The 17,850-nt window shown below is 45.3% G+C and carries 19 protein-coding genes; all 19 read right to left on the minus strand.

Annotated features, from left to right (window positions below; all coding sequences use genetic code 11):
* Positions 1-330: 330 nt before the first annotated feature.
* On the minus strand, positions 331-876 hold the full coding sequence (locus NTX75_15150; protein ID MCX5817547.1) for an epoxyqueuosine reductase QueH: 546 nt from the start codon (positions 874-876) through the stop codon (positions 331-333).
* Positions 877-886: 10 nt separating this feature from the next.
* Positions 887-3,634, minus strand: coding sequence for a pyruvate, phosphate dikinase (gene ppdK / locus NTX75_15155; GenBank protein ID MCX5817548.1), 2,748 nt, complete (start codon positions 3,632-3,634; stop codon positions 887-889).
* A gap of 10 nt (positions 3,635-3,644) precedes the next feature.
* Positions 3,645-5,717 (minus strand): glycine--tRNA ligase subunit beta, encoded by a 2,073-nt coding sequence (gene glyS / locus NTX75_15160; protein MCX5817549.1) that lies wholly within the window; start codon positions 5,715-5,717, stop codon positions 3,645-3,647.
* Between the two features lie 74 nt (positions 5,718-5,791).
* Positions 5,792-6,673, minus strand: a complete 882-nt coding sequence (locus tag NTX75_15165; GenBank protein MCX5817550.1) for a glycine--tRNA ligase subunit alpha — start codon at positions 6,671-6,673, stop codon at positions 5,792-5,794.
* A gap of 85 nt (positions 6,674-6,758) precedes the next feature.
* Entirely contained in the window at positions 6,759-7,895 is a 1,137-nt protein-coding gene (locus tag NTX75_15170; GenBank protein MCX5817551.1) for a transporter substrate-binding domain-containing protein, read from the minus strand.
* Between the two features lie 9 nt (positions 7,896-7,904).
* Complete coding sequence (gene recO, locus NTX75_15175; GenBank protein ID MCX5817552.1) at positions 7,905-8,702, minus strand: DNA repair protein RecO; 798 nt, start codon at positions 8,700-8,702, stop codon at positions 7,905-7,907.
* A 20-nt stretch (positions 8,703-8,722) separates the two neighbouring features.
* Positions 8,723-9,493 (minus strand): outer membrane lipoprotein carrier protein LolA, encoded by a 771-nt coding sequence (locus NTX75_15180; protein ID MCX5817553.1) that lies wholly within the window; start codon positions 9,491-9,493, stop codon positions 8,723-8,725.
* Positions 9,494-9,551: 58 nt separating this feature from the next.
* Complete coding sequence (locus NTX75_15185) at positions 9,552-11,585, minus strand: DNA translocase FtsK 4TM domain-containing protein (GenBank protein ID MCX5817554.1); 2,034 nt, start codon at positions 11,583-11,585, stop codon at positions 9,552-9,554.
* A 30-nt stretch (positions 11,586-11,615) separates the two neighbouring features.
* Positions 11,616-12,317, minus strand: a complete 702-nt coding sequence (locus tag NTX75_15190) for a lysophospholipid acyltransferase family protein (protein ID MCX5817555.1) — start codon at positions 12,315-12,317, stop codon at positions 11,616-11,618.
* 27 nt (positions 12,318-12,344) lie between these two features.
* Entirely contained in the window at positions 12,345-13,121 is a 777-nt protein-coding gene (locus NTX75_15195; protein ID MCX5817556.1) for a carbon monoxide dehydrogenase accessory protein CooC, read from the minus strand.
* Positions 13,118-14,185: a potassium channel protein gene (locus NTX75_15200; protein ID MCX5817557.1), complete on the minus strand. Its 1,068-nt coding sequence runs from the start codon at positions 14,183-14,185 to the stop codon at positions 13,118-13,120. Before NTX75_15200 ends, NTX75_15195 begins: the two co-directional genes overlap by 4 nt.
* Before the next feature lie 785 nt (positions 14,186-14,970).
* Positions 14,971-15,213 (minus strand): type II toxin-antitoxin system YafQ family toxin, encoded by a 243-nt coding sequence (locus NTX75_15205; protein MCX5817558.1) that lies wholly within the window; start codon positions 15,211-15,213, stop codon positions 14,971-14,973.
* The gene (locus NTX75_15210) at positions 15,210-15,467 is read right to left on the minus strand and encodes a type II toxin-antitoxin system RelB/DinJ family antitoxin (GenBank protein MCX5817559.1); all 258 of its coding nucleotides are present in this window, start codon (positions 15,465-15,467) and stop codon (positions 15,210-15,212) included. Before NTX75_15210 ends, NTX75_15205 begins: the two co-directional genes overlap by 4 nt.
* Positions 15,468-15,787: 320 nt before the next feature.
* Positions 15,788-16,045: a hypothetical protein gene (locus tag NTX75_15215; GenBank protein ID MCX5817560.1), complete on the minus strand. Its 258-nt coding sequence runs from the start codon at positions 16,043-16,045 to the stop codon at positions 15,788-15,790.
* Positions 16,032-16,304 carry a BrnT family toxin gene (locus NTX75_15220; GenBank protein MCX5817561.1) on the minus strand — a complete coding sequence of 91 codons (273 nt, stop codon included), beginning with the start codon at positions 16,302-16,304 and terminating at the stop codon, positions 16,032-16,034. The genes NTX75_15215 and NTX75_15220 overlap by 14 nt, the downstream gene beginning before the upstream one ends.
* Before the next feature lie 122 nt (positions 16,305-16,426).
* Entirely contained in the window at positions 16,427-16,651 is a 225-nt protein-coding gene (locus tag NTX75_15225) for a type II toxin-antitoxin system HicA family toxin (protein ID MCX5817562.1), read from the minus strand.
* Positions 16,648-16,857, minus strand: a complete 210-nt coding sequence (locus NTX75_15230) for a type II toxin-antitoxin system HicB family antitoxin (GenBank protein MCX5817563.1) — start codon at positions 16,855-16,857, stop codon at positions 16,648-16,650. The genes NTX75_15225 and NTX75_15230 overlap by 4 nt, the downstream gene beginning before the upstream one ends.
* Before the next feature lie 75 nt (positions 16,858-16,932).
* Complete coding sequence (locus NTX75_15235; GenBank protein MCX5817564.1) at positions 16,933-17,178, minus strand: hypothetical protein; 246 nt, start codon at positions 17,176-17,178, stop codon at positions 16,933-16,935.
* A complete protein-coding gene (locus tag NTX75_15240) occupies positions 17,135-17,440 on the minus strand; it encodes a BrnT family toxin (GenBank protein MCX5817565.1) in 306 nt (101 codons plus the stop codon). Before NTX75_15240 ends, NTX75_15235 begins: the two co-directional genes overlap by 44 nt.
* Between the last annotated feature and the right edge of the window lie 410 nt (positions 17,441-17,850).

The following is a 17,850-nucleotide window of genomic DNA, read 5'->3' on the forward strand; positions in this document are numbered from 1 at the left end:
CATGGAAACTACGCTCTTCCCTGGTTTCAGGACATCTACCCTGCCTTCGAGGATGCTTATCTTACCGGCCAGGACAGCATGAGACAGACCTGCAAAGGATAAAAAGACAAGAGAAATAATTGCAAGGGATATAATGAGATGAAACCGATGTAATGTGACGTAGAGATTCTTCTGCATTGGTAACTACCACTAACATTCAATGCTATTGAGAATTCTATTGTCCATTAAAAAAGCTGATTATTAAATTCCCAAATAAATAGCTATTTTGATATATTGCAAATATTTACAACTATGTCAAGCAAATTCCCACACAGCAAAAATAGTCTCGCGCTATCCCCTCTCAAACCTGTCCCTTTCGCTGAATATGCATCCACAGTATTGCTGCCTGTACATATTCAACCTTTTTGATTCCTCGACCCCCTCCTTCCAGCCCTTCCTGAAATCCTCATACAGGAACTCTATACCGTATGAGCCGGATAATTCTTCGCCGATAGCTTTTATATCATCATGCCGCTGGTATCTGCTGTAAAGAAGAGTGGTAGTAACCGCATCAAACCCCTCTCCAGCACCCTTCTGAAAGGTCTTCTCCAACCTCATTCTGTAGCAGAAAAGACACCTGTCTTTCCCGTATTCAAGGGCGCCCTTCAGGAAGGTTTCAAGATCGTAGCTTTTATCAACAGTGAGTGGAAGAAGAGAGATGCCGGCGTAATTTTTCAGCGTCTGCAGCCTTTTGAGAAATTCTGTGTAGGGATGGATGTTGGGGTTATAAAAATAACCTGACACCTCAGCGCCCTCAGCCCTCAGCCTTTTCAGCGTATATATGCTGCAGGGAGCGCAGCAGATATGTAACAGAACCTTTTTTGCGCTCCCTTCCATATAATGTGTGTTACTTCTTGTCTTTTATGGCTGCCCGGGCTGCGGCAAGTTTTGCAACTGTCACCCTGTAAGGCGAACAACTCACGTAGTCAAGGCCGATCCTGTGACAGAACTCCACTGAATTCGGCTCACCGCCGTGCTCACCGCATATGCCTATCTTCAGACCTTTTCTCGTCTTTCGCCCCCGTTCAACGGCCATCTTCATAAGTTCCCCGACGCCGTCCTCATCGATCCTCTGGAATGGGTCATAAGGAATAACATCATGCTCAATATAGTAACGCAGGAACTTTACGGCATCGTCCCTGCTCATGCCCATCGTGGTCTGTGTAAGGTCATTGGTGCCAAAGGAGAAAAACTCAGCCACCTTCGCAATCTCACCGGCAGCAACGACAGCTCTCGGTACTTCAATCATGGTACCCACCATGTAGTCTAACTTTACACCGCACTTTTCCATCACCTCTTTTGCCACCCTTTCGACAACCTCTTTCTGGAGGGCAAGTTCGCTTACATAGCCGACCAGAGGTATCATCACCTCGGGCTTCACATTGATGCCGGCCATCTTTACCTCACAGGCAGCCTCAAAAATAGCCCTCGCCTGCATCTCGGTGATCTCAGGGAATACGATACCAAGCCTGCAACCCCTATGCCCCAGCATCGGGTTTGCCTCATGGAGGCTCTGTATCTTCGCAACAAGGGTCTCATAGGGGGTCCCGCTCTTCTTTGCCAGCGTCTTTATCTCTTTTTCCGTGTGAGGCAGAAACTCATGGAGAGGCGGGTCAAGGGTCCGGATGGTGACGGGACGTCCGTTCATCACCTTGAAGAGGCCTATGAAGTCCTCCTTCTGCATGGGAAGAATCTTGTTGAGGGCCTTTTTTCTCCCTTCCAGGTCGTCGGCCACAATCATCTCCCTCACTGCGTCGATCCGCTCACCTTCGAAAAACATATGCTCCGTTCTGCAAAGGCCTATACCCTCGGCTCCGAAGGCAACGGCAATTTCGGCCTGCTTGGGCTCATCGGCATTTGTCCTTATGCCGAGTCTCCTGACACTGTCCGCCCATTTCATGAGCAGTTCAAAATCCTTATAAATGGGGGAATCCTTCGGCTTCAGTGTTTTGTCAACAAGAACTCTCAATATCTCGGAAGGTATCGTCTTTATCCGACCTGCAAAGACCTCGCCTGTTGTGCCGTCGATAGAGATGTAGTCGCCTTCCTTAATTGTTTTTCCTTTTGTCTTAATCGTCTTCTTCTTGTAATCGATATCGAGCTCACCGCACCCGGCAACGCACACTTTACCCATCTGTCTTGCCACCAGCGCAGCGTGACTGGATACACCGCCCGTGGATGTAAGGATGCCCTGGGCAGCATTCATGCCGCGGAGATCTTCAGGAGATGTCTCTATCCTTACAAGGATGACCTCCTCCCCGCGGCCTGCCCATGCCTCGGCGTCTTCAGCATTGAATACAACCTTTCCGGTGGCAGCCCCTGGACCGGCGTTTAAGCCTTTGGCCACCATATTCCCCGCCTTCAGGGCCTTCTCTGTATCTTTCGGATCAAAGATGGGCCGCATCAACTGGCTCAACTGGTCGGGTTTCACCCTCATGAGGGCCTCTTCTTTTGTGATCAAACCCTCCTTGACCATATCAATTGCAATCTTGAATTCAGCAAATGCCGTCCTCTTCCCGTTCCTCGTCTGGAGCATCCAGAGTTTCCCTTTCTGTATGGTAAATTCCACGTCCTGCATCTCCCGGTAATTCTTCTCAAGTCTTCCCCGAATTTCTATGAGTTGGTCATATATATCCGGCATAACCTCTTCAAGGGATTTGACAGACTTGTCTGTTTTCTGCTTTTTGTTAATCGGAAGGGGTGTCCGGATGCCTGAGACCACGTCTTCGCCCTGTGCGTTGAGGAGATACTCCCCATAGAACTCGTTCTCACCGGTTGCCGGACTTCTTGTGAAAGCTACACCTGTGCCGGAGCCCTCACCCATATTACCGAATACCATGCACTGGACATTTACCGCCGTGCCCCAGGTGTCGGGGATGCCGTTCAGTTCCCTGTATGCGATGGCCCTCTCCGTGTTCCATGATTTAAAGACTGCGCCGATGGCGCCCCACAACTGCTCCCAGGGGTCCTCAGGAAAATCGACTTTCAGTTTTGTCTTTATGAGCTTTTTGAAGCGTGCCACAAGATCCTTCAAGTCCTCCACCATTAATTCCGTATCGAACTTGACCTTTTTCTCTTTCTTCTTCGCTTCAATAACCTCTTCAAAGGGATCACGTTCGTCCTTGCTCTCCGGCTTGAGTCCGAGGACAACGTCTCCGTACATCTGCACGAACCTCCTGTAACAGTCGTAAGCAAAGCGCTCGTTTTTCGTAAGCTTGGCAAGGCCCTTTACCGTCTTATCATTTAAGCCCAGGTTAAGTACGGTATCCATCATGCCCGGCATGCTGACTCTTGCCCCGGAACGCACGGAAAAGAGGAGAGGATTTTTCTGATCACCGAAATCCATTTCCATAACCTTTTCGACCTTTTTCATATCCTCGACTACCTGTTCCCTGAGCCCGTCAGGAAAAGTCATCCCGTTCTGATAAAAATAGACACATGCCTCTGTAGTGATGGTAAAACCCGGTGGAACCGGTATGCCAAGATTGACCATATCGGCAAGGCCAGCGCCCTTACCGCCGACAAGGTTCCTCAGTTTCTCCCCTGCTTCTGCCTTCTTGCCGCCAAAGAAATACACATGTTTTGTCTTCGCCATCTGTTCCTCCTCACTCTATTCTGATTTTTGAAAAATCTCCATATGTTAAAAACATATCTTTTATCTTCTTCAGAAGTGCAAGTCTGTTATTCTTAATGGCCTCATCCTTGTCCATGACGAAGACCTTGTCGAAATAGTTGTCGATAGATTCTTTGAAACCCACGAGGACGGAGAGTGAATGATCGTATTTACGCTCATTCATAGAGGAGAAGAATGCCTCTTTCTTTGATTCATAGAGATTGAAGAGGGTTTTTTCTTCTTTTTCCTCAAGAAGTGAAGTATCTATAGCCAAGTCTTCAGTTAGGGACTTCGTAATATTATAAGCCCTCTTGAAACCGACCATGAGCTTTTTGAAATCCTCGATGGATTGCTGCGTTTCCAGGGTAATAAGTCTTACATAGCCGTCATAAATGTCCTGGGCGACACAAGGCAATACACTCTCCACAAATTCCTGGTTATGATTTTCTTCGATCATGGCAAATTTGAAACGGGTAATGAAAAAATCAAAGAGGGCATCTCTTGTTTCTTCAAAGGACAGTCTTTTTTGAATCCCGTCACCGCTGTCATATGCAATCTTTATCAATGCTTCCATGGGAATATGAAGCTTTTTGTCGATGGCAATTTTTATGATACCAAGGGCTTGTCTCCTCAGTGCAAAGGGGTCAAGATTTCCCGTTGGAGTGATCCCTACGGAGAAAAATGAAGTAAGGGAATCAATCTTATCGGCGATACTCACCAGCGCCCCCAGCGGTGACTGCGGAAGGGCGCCATTGCCACCGCTCGGCAAATAATGTTCTTCAATGGCACGGGCAACATTATCGTCCTCGCCCTGATTTTTTGCATATATCCTTCCCATGATACCCTGAAGCTCAGGAAACTCGCCTACCATATGGGTGAGGAGGTCCGCCTTCATCATCCTTGTTGCACGTTCTATATGTGCTGTGCCTTCAAAATTAAGTACAGCAGAGAGGTGGCGGGCTATTTTTGTTACCCTATCCGTCTTCTGTTTCAGGGTTCCAAGCTTTACATGGAAAACGATGGAAGAAAGCTTTTCGTATAAATCATAAAGTTTTACCTTTTTGTCTTCTTCGAAGAAAAAACGGGCGTCTGCAAGACGTGCCCTCAACACCTTTTCGTTCCCTTTTACAACATTCTTGTCTTCTGCAGGAATGGTATTTGCAAAAAATATGAAATACGGCATGAGATTTCCGTTTTTATCCTCAATTGGAATATACCGCTGATGGCTCTTCATAACATTGACAAGGACTTCTTTTGGTATGGCAAGGAACACCTCTTCAAAACTGCCCCTTAACGGGTAGGGGTACTCCGTAATGTATAATATCTCCTTAATCAGACTGTTATCCCTTATAGCCTGCCCGCCGGTTTCTTCTTCTATCCCGGCTATCCCCTTCAGGATTATGTCCATCCTCTCCTGTTCGTTCACAATAATATGGTTATTTTTTAATTTCTCAATATATTCTGAGGGATTGCCAATCCCGACAGGCCCCTTTGAAAGAAACCTGTGTCCATATGTAACGTTCCCGCTTTTCACATCTGCAACAATGAACTTAATGGGGGCTTCACCAAACAGGGCAAGGAGCCACTGAATGGGCCTTGCATATTCGAAGCTTTCGCTGCCCCACCGCATCCTCTTCTGGAATGGAATACGGGATATGGCATCCTGGAAAAGACCGGGGAGCATATCTTTTGTAGGCCTTCCTGTTTCCACCTTCTCAACGGTGATAAACTCAACTCCATCCTTTACACCTTTCTTAAGATCTTCTACATTAACACCCTGAGACCTGGCAAAACCCGTTGCCGCCTTTGTGGGGTTTCCCGATTCGTCAAATGCCCTGTTATAAGGGGGACCAAATTTTATAGTAACACTTTCTTCCTGCTTTTCGGCTACATCATAGACAAAAGCAGCCATCCTTCGCGGCGTAGCCAGGATCTCAATATTACCGTAGCTGACCCTGAGGTTATTAAACCCATCCTGCAATAATTTCAGGAGACCTTCCTTTTCGGGCTCAATAAACCGTGCAGGAATCTCCTCGGTACCGATTTCAAGTAAAAGGTCGCTCATGACACTCCTTTTATTAATGAAGAATTAAGAATTGTTTTTCAACAGTTGATTTCCCATTCTTAATTCTTAATTCTTCATTCTTTATTGCTTTTCAGCAGCGGGAACCCCATTTCTTCCCTTTTTTTTATGTAAAGCTCGGCACACATCTTTGCGAGATTTCTTACACGCCCGATATAGTTTGCGCGTTCGGTAACGCTTATGGCGCCCCTCGCATCGAGCAGGTTGAATACATGCGAGCATTTCAGACAGTAATCGTAGGAAGGAAAGATAAGTCCCCTGCCTTTGGCAAGCTTCTCACCCTCATGCTCGTACATATCAAAAAACTGTCTGAGCATGGCAGGATCGGATTCTTCAAAATTATACGTGGAATATTCCCTTTCCGGTTCAAGGAAAACATCTCCATAAAGGACATCCTTGTTCCACTTTATGTTGTAGACATTATCAATATCCTGGAGATACATGGCAATCCTCTCGGTGCCGTAAGTAATCTCAACTGTTATGGGTGAAAGGTTGATCCCTCCACACTGCTGAAAATAGGTAAACTGGGTAATCTCCATGCCGTCGAGCCACACTTCCCACCCAAGCCCCCATGCCCCGAGCGTCGGGGATTCCCAATCGTCCTCCACAAACCTGATATCGTGATACGATGTGTCGATGCCAAGGCTTCTCAGACTGTCAATATAGATTTCCTGAATATCCTTGGGTGAAGGCTTCATAATTACCTGGAACTGATAATAATGCTGAAGACGGTTTGGATTCTCGCCGTACCGTCCGTCTGTAGGTCTTCTTGAAGGCTGGACATATGCAGTATTCCATGGCTCAGGGCCAAGAGACCTCAAAAACGTAGTAGGATGAAACGTGCCTGCGCCAACTTCCATATCGTAAGGCTGCTGGACTATACATCCTTTTGCAGCCCAGAATCTCTGTAGTTCAAATATAAGGTCTTGAAAATACATATCATTCTCTCCTGTTTCTGTATAACATAAAATACATGCTTTTTGCCATTAATTTTCGTGCTATACCCTTAGTAGACGGCCTTTCTCAGTTTCTCCGCTTTCTCGACGATATGGATTTTTTCTCAAAATTCTCCTTAAACCCGTATTTATCGAGAAGAACCTCCCACAGAGGATCATTGGTAACATTTAAAATAGCTGAGTTGATGGGTTTGCGCAACGGGCTGCCTGTCGGCATGCCGAAGGCAAACTGAAATCTCTTTAAATTTGTTGAATACAGGGTAAATTTACCCGGATAATCTCTATCTATAATGTAGTGCAATGTTATCTCGTCAAACAAAAATCCCTCAATTTTTTTATCTAATAAGGCATTTATCACATCTTTTTCATTATCAAAAAGCGTGCATTTCCCTCCCATTTTTTGTATAAGACTCGCTGAAGTACCTCCCGTTATTGCACCTAATTTCAGTTTTCGAAGGCTGTGCGTATCAACCATTGAAGATGTAAGTTCATCCAGGGTCAACGAAGAAGCAAGCGAAGCAATAAAGGCGCTTATGATAACAGCGCATACAAACATCCACAAGAGGGCGAGTATCCTCCCCGACAGGGATTTTATATTGATACCCAGACACACACCGGAAGCCATCGTTGCCCCTACCCAGTAAATCCCTGCGCAGACACCCTTCAAAAAACCGCCGCCGAAGTGTTCTGGATTATTTTTACGTTCAACAAGCCAGAACAAAAAGCCGATAACGACAAGGACAATGAGCAGTATTACAATAGCCTTCATAATCCCCCAGGAGAAGAAGACACGGATTGCCGACCACAATGGATGATCAATGGCATGGGGAAGCGTGATCACTGCCATGCGGGAACTCCCTATGGGCACCGTAAAATCGAAGAGTTTTTCACGCTCAGCGGTGACAAATAACCCGACAATCGTCAGATCGATCTTGCCTCCATAGAGGGATGCGGTTATTTCTTTAAGCGTCATTTCTTTGAGTTCGTAATCAAACCTGAGTTCGTGCGCAATATGAGCCAGGATATCAACATTCAGGCCGGTCCATTTCCCATCTTCGTTCTTCATCGTATAGGGAGGATCATCCATGACACCGACAATCAGTTTCTTACTTGTTAAACGGGGCTCAATGTTCGGTTGCTGCGCTGCGGCAATATTGACATACACGATACATATCAATACAAAAAGGAGAACTGGTTTTTTCATGAACCCGCCTTACTTGAGCACAAAGTTTTTCAGCAGTCTGTACGATCTGAACTCTACATCGAGGTGGTAGGACATGAAACCTTCCATGATGTCCTGAACCTCACGCTCGAAAAGCCTATAGGTTTTTGGATCTTCCTTACATAACACATCTTCCTCTTTTACCTTGAAGAACATCTCATCTATTTCTCTTCTCTGCTTGCGGAAAGACAAAACTGTTTCAATAACCCCTGCCTGGTAAGTTTTATGTGGCAGCGAAGGTGAACATGAAGCACAGAGGATGCCGCCTCTCTGGCTGGAAAAATATACCTTGTCTTCCTCGTCCATCTTATTACCGCAATATACACATGTGGCAAAATTGGGCATAAATCCGAGAGTTTCCAATATTTTAAGGTGGTAGTAGAGAATTTCCCTGTAGGCTAACTCGGTTCGTTTTACCTGTTGAAGCACCTCTTTGAGGATTTGGAAAAGCTCATCGTGCCTTTCCCTTTCCTTTGTCAGCCTGTCAACTAATTCAGTAAAAAAACCTGCCGTACACGCCTTTTTCAGGCTTGTTTCTATTCCGCAATTCGTCTCCACAATATCGGCGTTCTCCACCCGCACCATACCCTTCCCGGGTTTTTCAAAATACTCCACATTGATGTGGTTAAAGGGTTCGAGGGTATTCATGAATCGCTTCTGGCTTTTGTTTCCCCCCTTGGCAATAGCGGCAATTTTACCCGATTTTAATGTGAAGAGCCTTATGATTTTATCCGATTCCCCGTATGCCCTCTTAAAGAGCACTATCGCCTCATCCTTGTGCAGTGGCATCTCTCTATAACCTTTCCCCGTTACCTCTCTATTATTTCCTTCCCCGCTTCGGGTTTGAAGGTAAATCTTGAATCGTCTATGGAACGGTTGGGTTTGATGGAGAAAAATTCAATAGTGTTTACGTTGCCGGTAAATTCATGGATTTGGATTTTTTTAACCAGGTTTTGATTGTCAATCCATACCCTTGCTGATTTTACCGTGGTGTCCTTTTTTGGCAGAAGCTCCAGGATTTCGAGGTTACCTGCCCTGCTGTGTTCTTTGAGGGTAAAGATATCGTCAAGCTTTGCAATATCTTCAATCAAGTCGAGAAAGGTGCCGCTTGTCTTTTCCTTGTTCACCCTGTCTTTGATGATAAACGACTTCTCTTCTTCTCCCTGCCATATAAACCGTCCATCATAGAGGAAATATTTGACCTTCGGTGTTTTGTAACGCCAAAGAAAGCCTCTCTGCCTTTTATAGTAGAACTCGCCGTCAAACTCCCTTTCCTTCTTGAGGCTTGAAATGAATATTATCTGATGGAAACGGGCCTCCAAGGTGTTAATTTGGGAGTAGGACTTTTTGAGTGAATCAAAAGGAGAGTTTTCGGCGCTGAGAGCTGAAAGCTGAGAGCTGAAAGCTGAGAACAAAACAACAAAAAGAGCGATTTTCATGAAAAAAACGGTTTTTCCACGGTTATGCAATCTGTATCTGTTAGCGCCGTTTCGCCGTTTCGCCGTTTCGCCGTTTCGGCTTTTATCCGGCATCCCCTTGAACCCCTGACCCCTCGAATCCTCGAACCCTCTTTTAACCATGCTCTCTACTCATCTTTTCACCGCCCATAGTCTATTATCCCGTGCCTGTCTTTCGTTTTCACTGTCTTTTTAGCACCTCTCTTGGCTTTACCCCATCCGATGGCCCCACAACGCCTTCCCGCTCCATCCTCTCGACAATCCGGGCCGCCCTGTTGTACCCTACCCTGAACCTTCTCTGCACCATACTTATGGAGGCTTCGCCTTTATCAAGGACAAACTCGACTGCCTCCCTGTATTTTTCATCGTCCATTTCCTCTTCACCATTCGATTCATCATCACGTTCTTCCAGGATTTCCGTCTGATATGACGGTGTTCCCTGACCCTTCAGGAATTCCACGATCCTCTTTATCTCACCTTCAGAGACAAAGGGTCCGTGAAGTCTCTGAAGCCTGCTGATCCCCGGACTTAAGAACAACATATCTCCGTGCCCGAGAAGGCTCTCCGCGCCATTCGTATCGAGGATAGTCCTTGAGTCCACTTTTGAAAAGACCTTGCAGGATATGCGTGCAGGGAAGTTCGCCTTTATGATACCGGTCAATACGTCAACAGACGGCCTCTGTGTGGCAAGAATCAAATGGATTCCGGATGCCCGCGCCATTTGAGCAAGTCGTGCGATGTATTCCTCCACATCTTTCGTGGAGGTCATCATAAGGTCTGCAAGTTCGTCAATGACCACTACGATGTAGGGTATGGGATCCTGTTCCTGTTTAACCATCTTCTGGTTATATTTATCGATGCTTCTGACGCCCAATTCGGACATCATTGTATAACGCCTCTCCATCTCGTCAACGAGCCAGCGAAGTGATGTTTTCGCATTTTTCGAGTTTGTTACTACAGGGAGAAGGAGGTGTGGAATACCGTCATAAAAGGAAAGCTCCAGCATCTTTAAGTCTATCATTAAAAATTTTACATTAATGGGGGTTGCCTTAAAAAGGATGCTGCATATCATGCTGTTCAGCGATACGCTCTTCCCTGACCCTGTAGAACCGGCAACGAGCAGGTGGGGCATCTTCGCCAGCTCTGCCACGAATGGCTCACCCGATATGGTTTTCCCCACAGCAAGAGACAGGTAAGAATTGGATGAATCAAAGGCTTGAGATTCTATTATTTCCCTGAAATACACCGTCTGTCTTGTCTTGTTAGGCACTTCTATGCCTACAACTGATTTTCCAGGAATAGGGGCGATAATACGAATGGATACGGCGCTAAGGGCCATAGCAAGGTCATCTTCAAGGTTCGCTATCCTGCTCACCTTTATACCTGGTGCCGGTTCAAACTCATACATGGTAATGACAGGTCCGGGACTTACCTCAGAGACCTTGCCATCAATCCCATAGTCTTTCAATTTCTTCTCAAGGATACTTGCATTGGCCTGAATGCTCTCCTTATCCACTTTCAATTCTCTCTTCTCTATGGGGTCCAGCAGTGAAACAGGCGGAAGCTTATACGGACCCATATCTTTTAAAAATTCAAAGGAATCCTGGACAGGCTTTTTCTCTACGGTTTTTAATGGCTCTTCCTTTTTTTCCTCCGTGACTTTTATCTCTTTTCTCCGTTCAACGGATTTTTTCCTCTTAATGCCTTTTTCAATAATGGAGAGGATTGGCGCCTGGATGATGAGAAAGAGGGAAATGAGGAAAAGGATAACGGCAATAAGATAACTTCCAAAATAGCTGAAGAGGCCCACAAGGGCTCGCTGGAGCAATACCCCGAGCATGCCTGCAAATGGCATTGACATACCCTTTACATGAATGTTCCCTACCATAAGTTGCAAAAGAACAACCAGCGACAGAAAAAGGAGCACCAGGCCTGATGCCAATACAAGAGGGTTAGGCGGGTCTTTTTTCCGGATGTAAAATACTGAAAAGAGAAGGGCATAGGCAGGCAAAAGATAGCTTACCATGCCGAAAAACTGGATAAGAACATCAGCGATGTATGAACCAACCTTACCGCAAAGGTTTTTTGCAGGCCCCGAGGCAACGGTGCTTAATGACACATCAAGGGGATTATATGAAAGCAGAGCCACGAAGAGGAATAAAAAAACGCCTGCGAGCCCAATCCCGAACATCTCTTTTTTCAATTCACCGGACATATGCCTCTCATAAATAGTGAATAGTGAATTTCACCTTGTCTCTATAAGCCTTTCAATCTCCGCTCTTACTGCATTCATCACTTCTGTCTTCGCCGACCGCCCCTTATCTACTATATGTATCGCCTCACCTATGTTTATGTATATTACCCCTTTTTCTTTGGGAATGAAACTACCTTTTGGCTGAAGCCTGCTTGTTCCGTATATCCCCACCGGTACTATAGGTACACCGGCGCGAAGCGCAAGAGAAAACACTCCTTTTTTAAAAGGCAGTAAAGTGCCGTCCTTACTCCTCGTTCCTTCCGGAAATATGATAATATTTGTTCCTTCCCTGATTTTACGGGCAGCAGCTTCAATGGCCTTCAACGCCTCCCTTGGGTTTTCTCTGTCAAGGCTTATATCCCCCGCGATCTTCATGACCCATCCAATAAAAGGTATGAAAAAAAGCTGCCTTTTGGCGATCCATTTGAAAGGCAGGGGAAGTGACGAAAGGAGCGCATAAATATCGAGTGCGCTTTGGTGGTTACACATGATTATATATGGCGGTTTCTTTATGTTATCAAGACCTTTTAAAGATACATGTATGCCGCAAACCTTCAAATGAAGGCCTGCCCATAATCGCCTGATCCTGTGGATTTTCTCGCCCCTCCTGTCAACGAGAGAGACAATAATGAAAACAGTAGACAAAACTATAGTGCTAACTATAAGACTTATAAATGACAGTATTTTTCTCAACCTCTCACTTTCTTGCCTTCATACCTTCTATCTTCTATCTTTTTCCAGCGTATCAATAATTTTCTCCACATCCTGCTTAATCTTTACGTCAATATCATATGGTGACACACCTAACCTGTCCGCCTCCATGATCTTTTCGTTGTATCCCATAAAACCCAATAGAGGTAAACCATCCAGGTTTTCTTTTACCATGGCTTCGTCCTTCTCGCCCATCACCTTATTCCCGACCACATATACACTTTTTATGCCAAGGTCCAAGGCAAGCCTCTTCACCTGATAAGCCGTCTGAAAGCTCCTCAAGCCCGGCTCTACAACGACGATAAAAGCATCTATGCAGGCCGTGGACCCTCTGCCCAGATGTTCAAGGCCGGCCTCCATATCTACGATCACATGTTCATCCCTCTCGATAAAAATATAAGAGAGGAGGCTCTTCAGCAGTACATTCTCCGCGCAGAAACAACCTCCACCGCCCTGAGAGATGTTCCCCAGGATTACCAGCTTAACATCACCCTTTTGAATGGAAAACCTTTCCGGTATATCGTCTACCTTGGGATTCAATTTAAAGAATGAGCCGTACTGGCCTTTTTTTGCCCCTGTCCGTTCCTCAATAAATTCTTCCATTTGCGCAAGGGGCTGAACCCGCTTTAATTCTTCCTCTGTAAAACCGATGGCGCTTGCGAGATTAGAATCGGGGTCTGCGTCTATTGCAAGGACCCTGTATCCCCTTTCATCGAAAATTCTTGCCATCACCCCTGCAAGCGTGGTCTTTCCAACCCCGCCTTTTCCTGATATCGCAATCTTCATATCAATTCCTTTTTGTCAACCCCGGCAGGGACATCATGTTTCACTTCCGGAGAAACAAGCGCCTGAAGGAGTTCCCTCTCCTCTGTCGTAGCCAGTAAAATAAAACTCATCTCCTTCTCAATATGTATGTTTGGATCCGGATTATAAATCCAGTCCCCGTTTTCCTTTCGAACCGCAATAAGCAGAATATTACCGATGCCCCTGAAGTCTATCGAATGGAGCGGTTTCCCTGCGTAAGGCGAATGCTTTGGTATATGGACTTCTTCTACGCGAAGCGGCGAATCCTTGTCCCTAAGCATCTTATCCAGAAAAGAGGTCACGTGGGGACGTATCATCTCAGAGGCCATTCTTAAACCACCGATATAGTTTAATGCTACAACATTGTCGGCCCCGGCCTTTTTCAGCTTTTCAATGTTCTTTGTATCGGTACAGCGGGAGATTACCCGCAAATCCGGATTCAATTGCTTTGCCGTTAACACTATAACAATATTGTCATTATCAGAATTAGTGGTGGCAAAAAGGCCCTTTGCCTTATGGATCATAGCCTTTTCGAGAATTTCATTTTCCGTTGCGTCCCCCACAATCATATCGATGTTAAGATTCTGCACCTTTAAATCATCCATCTTGCCCTCGTCCGGGTCGATAGCTATCTGATGCCTCCGCGTAAGGTATAACTCATGTACGATGTAGAGCCCCACCATACCGATACCGCATACAATATAGTGGTTCTTTAATTTCTCTGTCCGCTTTTCCATGGCTCTCCTCCTAAAAACCCTTTTAAGTTCCCCTTCGATAATATAGGCAGCAAGGGTTGTAAAAAGGTATGCTACGGTGCCTGCACCCACAAAGACAAATATAATGGTGAAGATCTTTCCCATGGGTTTATCATCAAGCCCTATTACATCTCCATACCCCACTGTTGTGATTGTGATTGCAGTCATATAGAGCGCATCAAGATAACTCGTCTTGCTGCCGCCTATGATTTTAAAGCCAACAGTCCCGATTATAATAATTATTGCAATTGTAATGAGAATGTGCAGAAACTTCTTAGGAATACCCATCATATATTAAGATATTACTAATCCTGTCTTTAAAAGGGAAGAACATTTTTCGAAAGCTTCAAAAAATAGCTCTTTGTGAAAAACGAATCCTTCGCTCTGCTTTCTGCAATGGCGATATCAATCAGAAAGAGAAACGCAGCGCTTTAAGCCCCATAAGGAAATGTTCCCTTCCACTCATCAGCTTCACATTTTTGACCCGTTCTACCGGCTCGATTCGCTTGATGTGCAAGGGCGGAGGCTACCCGAAGATGTTCATGCCTGCACATCACCCCTTTCGGGGATGCTCATTTTCACCAAGACGGGTGGCCCCCCAAAAAAATGTTCTGATATTCGTTCCAGGGATACATTTCCTTAACAAAAATCACCAAGACCGAGGGATTGCAAATATCGGATATCGTTTATTATTCACGGTAATACCGTATCTTGTCTTTCCACGCTTCACCATTAACCGCCTTCATTGCGAATTGCCATCTAAATCTCGTTAGAAAGTTTCAAAATTGAGATCGTATTAAACGTTGTGGTTATTGACTTTTCAGAGATTTCAGCGATGACGGACACCGTGTCCGTCACTTCCTTTGGATAGGTCCTCCGGTCTCCCTTTTGCCTGTCATCACGAGCGACCTCCAGGAAGTGTGGCAATCTCAAAGAATGGTATTTCCGGCGGCAGTATTGACTTTACGGAGATTTATGATGTTGTTGACACTGTGTCAACAACATCCTCCGGCAGGTCCTCAATGTAATAACTCCACCTACAACTAAATAGATTCAGTTAAATAAAATGCTAAGGATTACCGATTGAAACGAAGCGAATCTTTATCTGTCGTATAAATCAATATCCAGTCGGCCTCAATATGACAGTCACGTGATGGCTGCCATTGTCCTATTAGTGGATGATCTCTATAATTCGGTGGGAGCGGGGTACCCTCAGATAGAAGCTTGACAATCTCCTGCAGCTTTCCCAAATCTTTCCCCCGTTTCTGCATGCGATTGATATCCCTGAAGAATTGTTTGGTCTGTGAGACCTTCTTCATTTCTTCCAGCTATCAAACATTGCTTCTAACGACTCAAATTCCTGAATGTCTTCACCGCGGCGACTCTTCTCCAAGGTCGAAGCAGTAAGTTTGTTCGGAATCGCAACTGAAAAAGGCAACCCGCCACGGAGCGATATTTGCTTGTAAAAGATGCGGATAGCCTCAGTGGGAGTAAGACCAAGATTCCTAAGAATCTCTTCCACCTTTTCCTTTGTTTGTGGTTCAATACGGGCATGTACGGCTGAAGTTTTCATAGCTTTGTTGTCCCACGTTTGCAACACAAATGCAAACCGTTTTTCTCATTTCTATTCTCTTATTTTTGTCCAACGTTCCAACGTTTTGTTAGGCGGACCGCTGGTAGCGGTACGCCGTGCCCGTTGGGGCAACAAATCGATGAGAGCGTAGCTCAGCTCCCCGTAAGGCGGACGAGGAACCGAGCGGATCAACGAACGAAGTGAGTAGCGAGGTGACGAGAGCGTGGAGGAGCGCCCATTGCTTTTAATTGCCTTTATTATGCCTTTATCATTCATATTATTATCCGGGCGCGACTCAAGCGGTCCGCCTTACACTGAAGTTAACCGGCGTGCAGTTTCTTTGCGCGTCCGGTTGAACTATTTGTTATGCCGGTTGATTTTTGTGCAAGGTCAATAAGGGATCGTAATGCCTCATTAACGGCTTTTTCTGTAGGGAAAGCTTTTGCCACATCAGGGCTTATGAGTACAAGATTGGTTCCTTTTTGATAAGATTCAAAATATTTTCCTCTGACTCCCTTACCAAGATCCTCACGCCTGTATTCTGGACGGAGTTCATCATTCTCCTTATCCTTCCTCATATATTTTCCTCTCTTTGCGGTCCATTAGACGCGCGCTTATAATTCTTGTTTTGTAGACACGTTCCGTATGAGACACAACCAATAATCTTTTTTGCAGTGATAGTCCAAAGGTGATGCATCTTTTTTCATCTGTAGAATGTTCCGGGTCTTCAAATGTAATAGCCAGTGGATCACCAAAAACTGTCGCTGCCTCCTGAAATGTAACATTATGTTTTTGGACGTTAGCAAAAGCTTTTTTCGGGTCCCACTCAAATTCCACCTTGACCCCTCCTACCGGCTATTATATCAGAAACGGTTGATTATCGTAAATATTATTGTGGCATAACACAGAGTTGAGCCAGAGCCCGATTTTTGGGCGATTGGCTCCGACGGCTTGTTCGCTCATAATATTTTCTTCAAGTCTTCTGAGGTTATCTCGCAGTCACGCATGATTTGAGCTAAAAGTCCACGTCCGATTGTCTCACCTGGATGCACAGGAACCACAGTACACCTTCCGTCCGAGTGCTGAAGGAAGTTGTGACTGCCTTTACTTCGAACCACCTCAAAGCCTATCTTTTTTAGGGTTTTAATGAGATGCTTACCGGTGATAGCAGGAAAACTACTCACGCAGTAACCGCCACACGTTGAACACCAATAAACTCAGTAGCTGCAGGTTGTTCCACTTCGAGGCAGAGTTCAATGGCTTCCTTGACTCTTTTCATTAGCACATCAAGTGATTTTGCCTGTGTGTGGCACCCTCGTAATATAGGCACTGTTGCAACAAAGTACCCATCCTCATCTTTCTCAATAACAACACTGAATTCTCTATTCATTTCAAGAACCTCCATTTCTTATAATACCATAGAGAAAGAATTACTTCATCTTCTATTCAAAGCGAATAAGAAAAATCAGCGGTGGCTATCGGCTATCCGCTGGATTGATTTGTTATGCGATTTCTTTTGTTTTTTTATGATCTCAGATAAAGACCTCAATGCGTGATTTACCGAATCGTGATCAGGGAAAAATTTTACAACATCAGGCTCGATGACCACGACGTTAGTTCCCTCACTATATCGCCTTGAATATTTTCCCTGTACTCCGTCACTGAAATTATATTCTTCCAGCATGTCCTGATCTTTTTGCATTTTCTTCATATTGTTGCCTCTCTTTCTTTTTGGCTTTACGAGTACTTATTATTCTTACTCTGTTGCCCCTTTCGGTATGCACCACGACAAGCAGTCGATTTCTGTGAGAATTGCCAATCAATACAAACCTGTTTTCATCTTCTGAATGCAAAGGGTCATAAATTGTCACTGACAATGTATCTTTGAAAACTGTACTTGCTTCATCGAAAGTAATGCCATGAATTTTCTTGTTTGTTATTGCTTTTTCCGGATCCCACTCAAATAGTAGCAATTCTGTCTCCTGAAATCATTATAGCTTTTCAGAATATGTTTAGCAATGTTGATATGATTTTATTCCTGCATAACGTGGAGCTGAGCGGTGGCACGACCCTGCTCACGCCGAAGGTGTGACTGCAGAGGGAGTGACAACGTTCCAGCGTTTTGTTAGGCGGACCGCTGGTAGCGGTACGCCGTGCCCACAAGGGCAACAAATCGATGAGAGCGTAGCTCAGCTCCACGTAAGGCGGACGAGGAACCGAGCGGATCAGCGAACGCAGTGAGCAGCGAGGTGACGAGAGCGTGGAGGAGCGCCCATTGCTTTTAATTGCTTTTAATTGCTTTTATTAGGCCTTTATCATTCATATTATTATCCGGGCGCGACTCAAGCGGTCCGCCTTACAATTAATCTGCTGCAAGCTATAA

This window comes from Pseudomonadota bacterium, from assembly GCA_026388315.1.
GTDB lineage: Bacteria > Desulfobacterota > Syntrophorhabdia > Syntrophorhabdales > Syntrophorhabdaceae > MWEV01.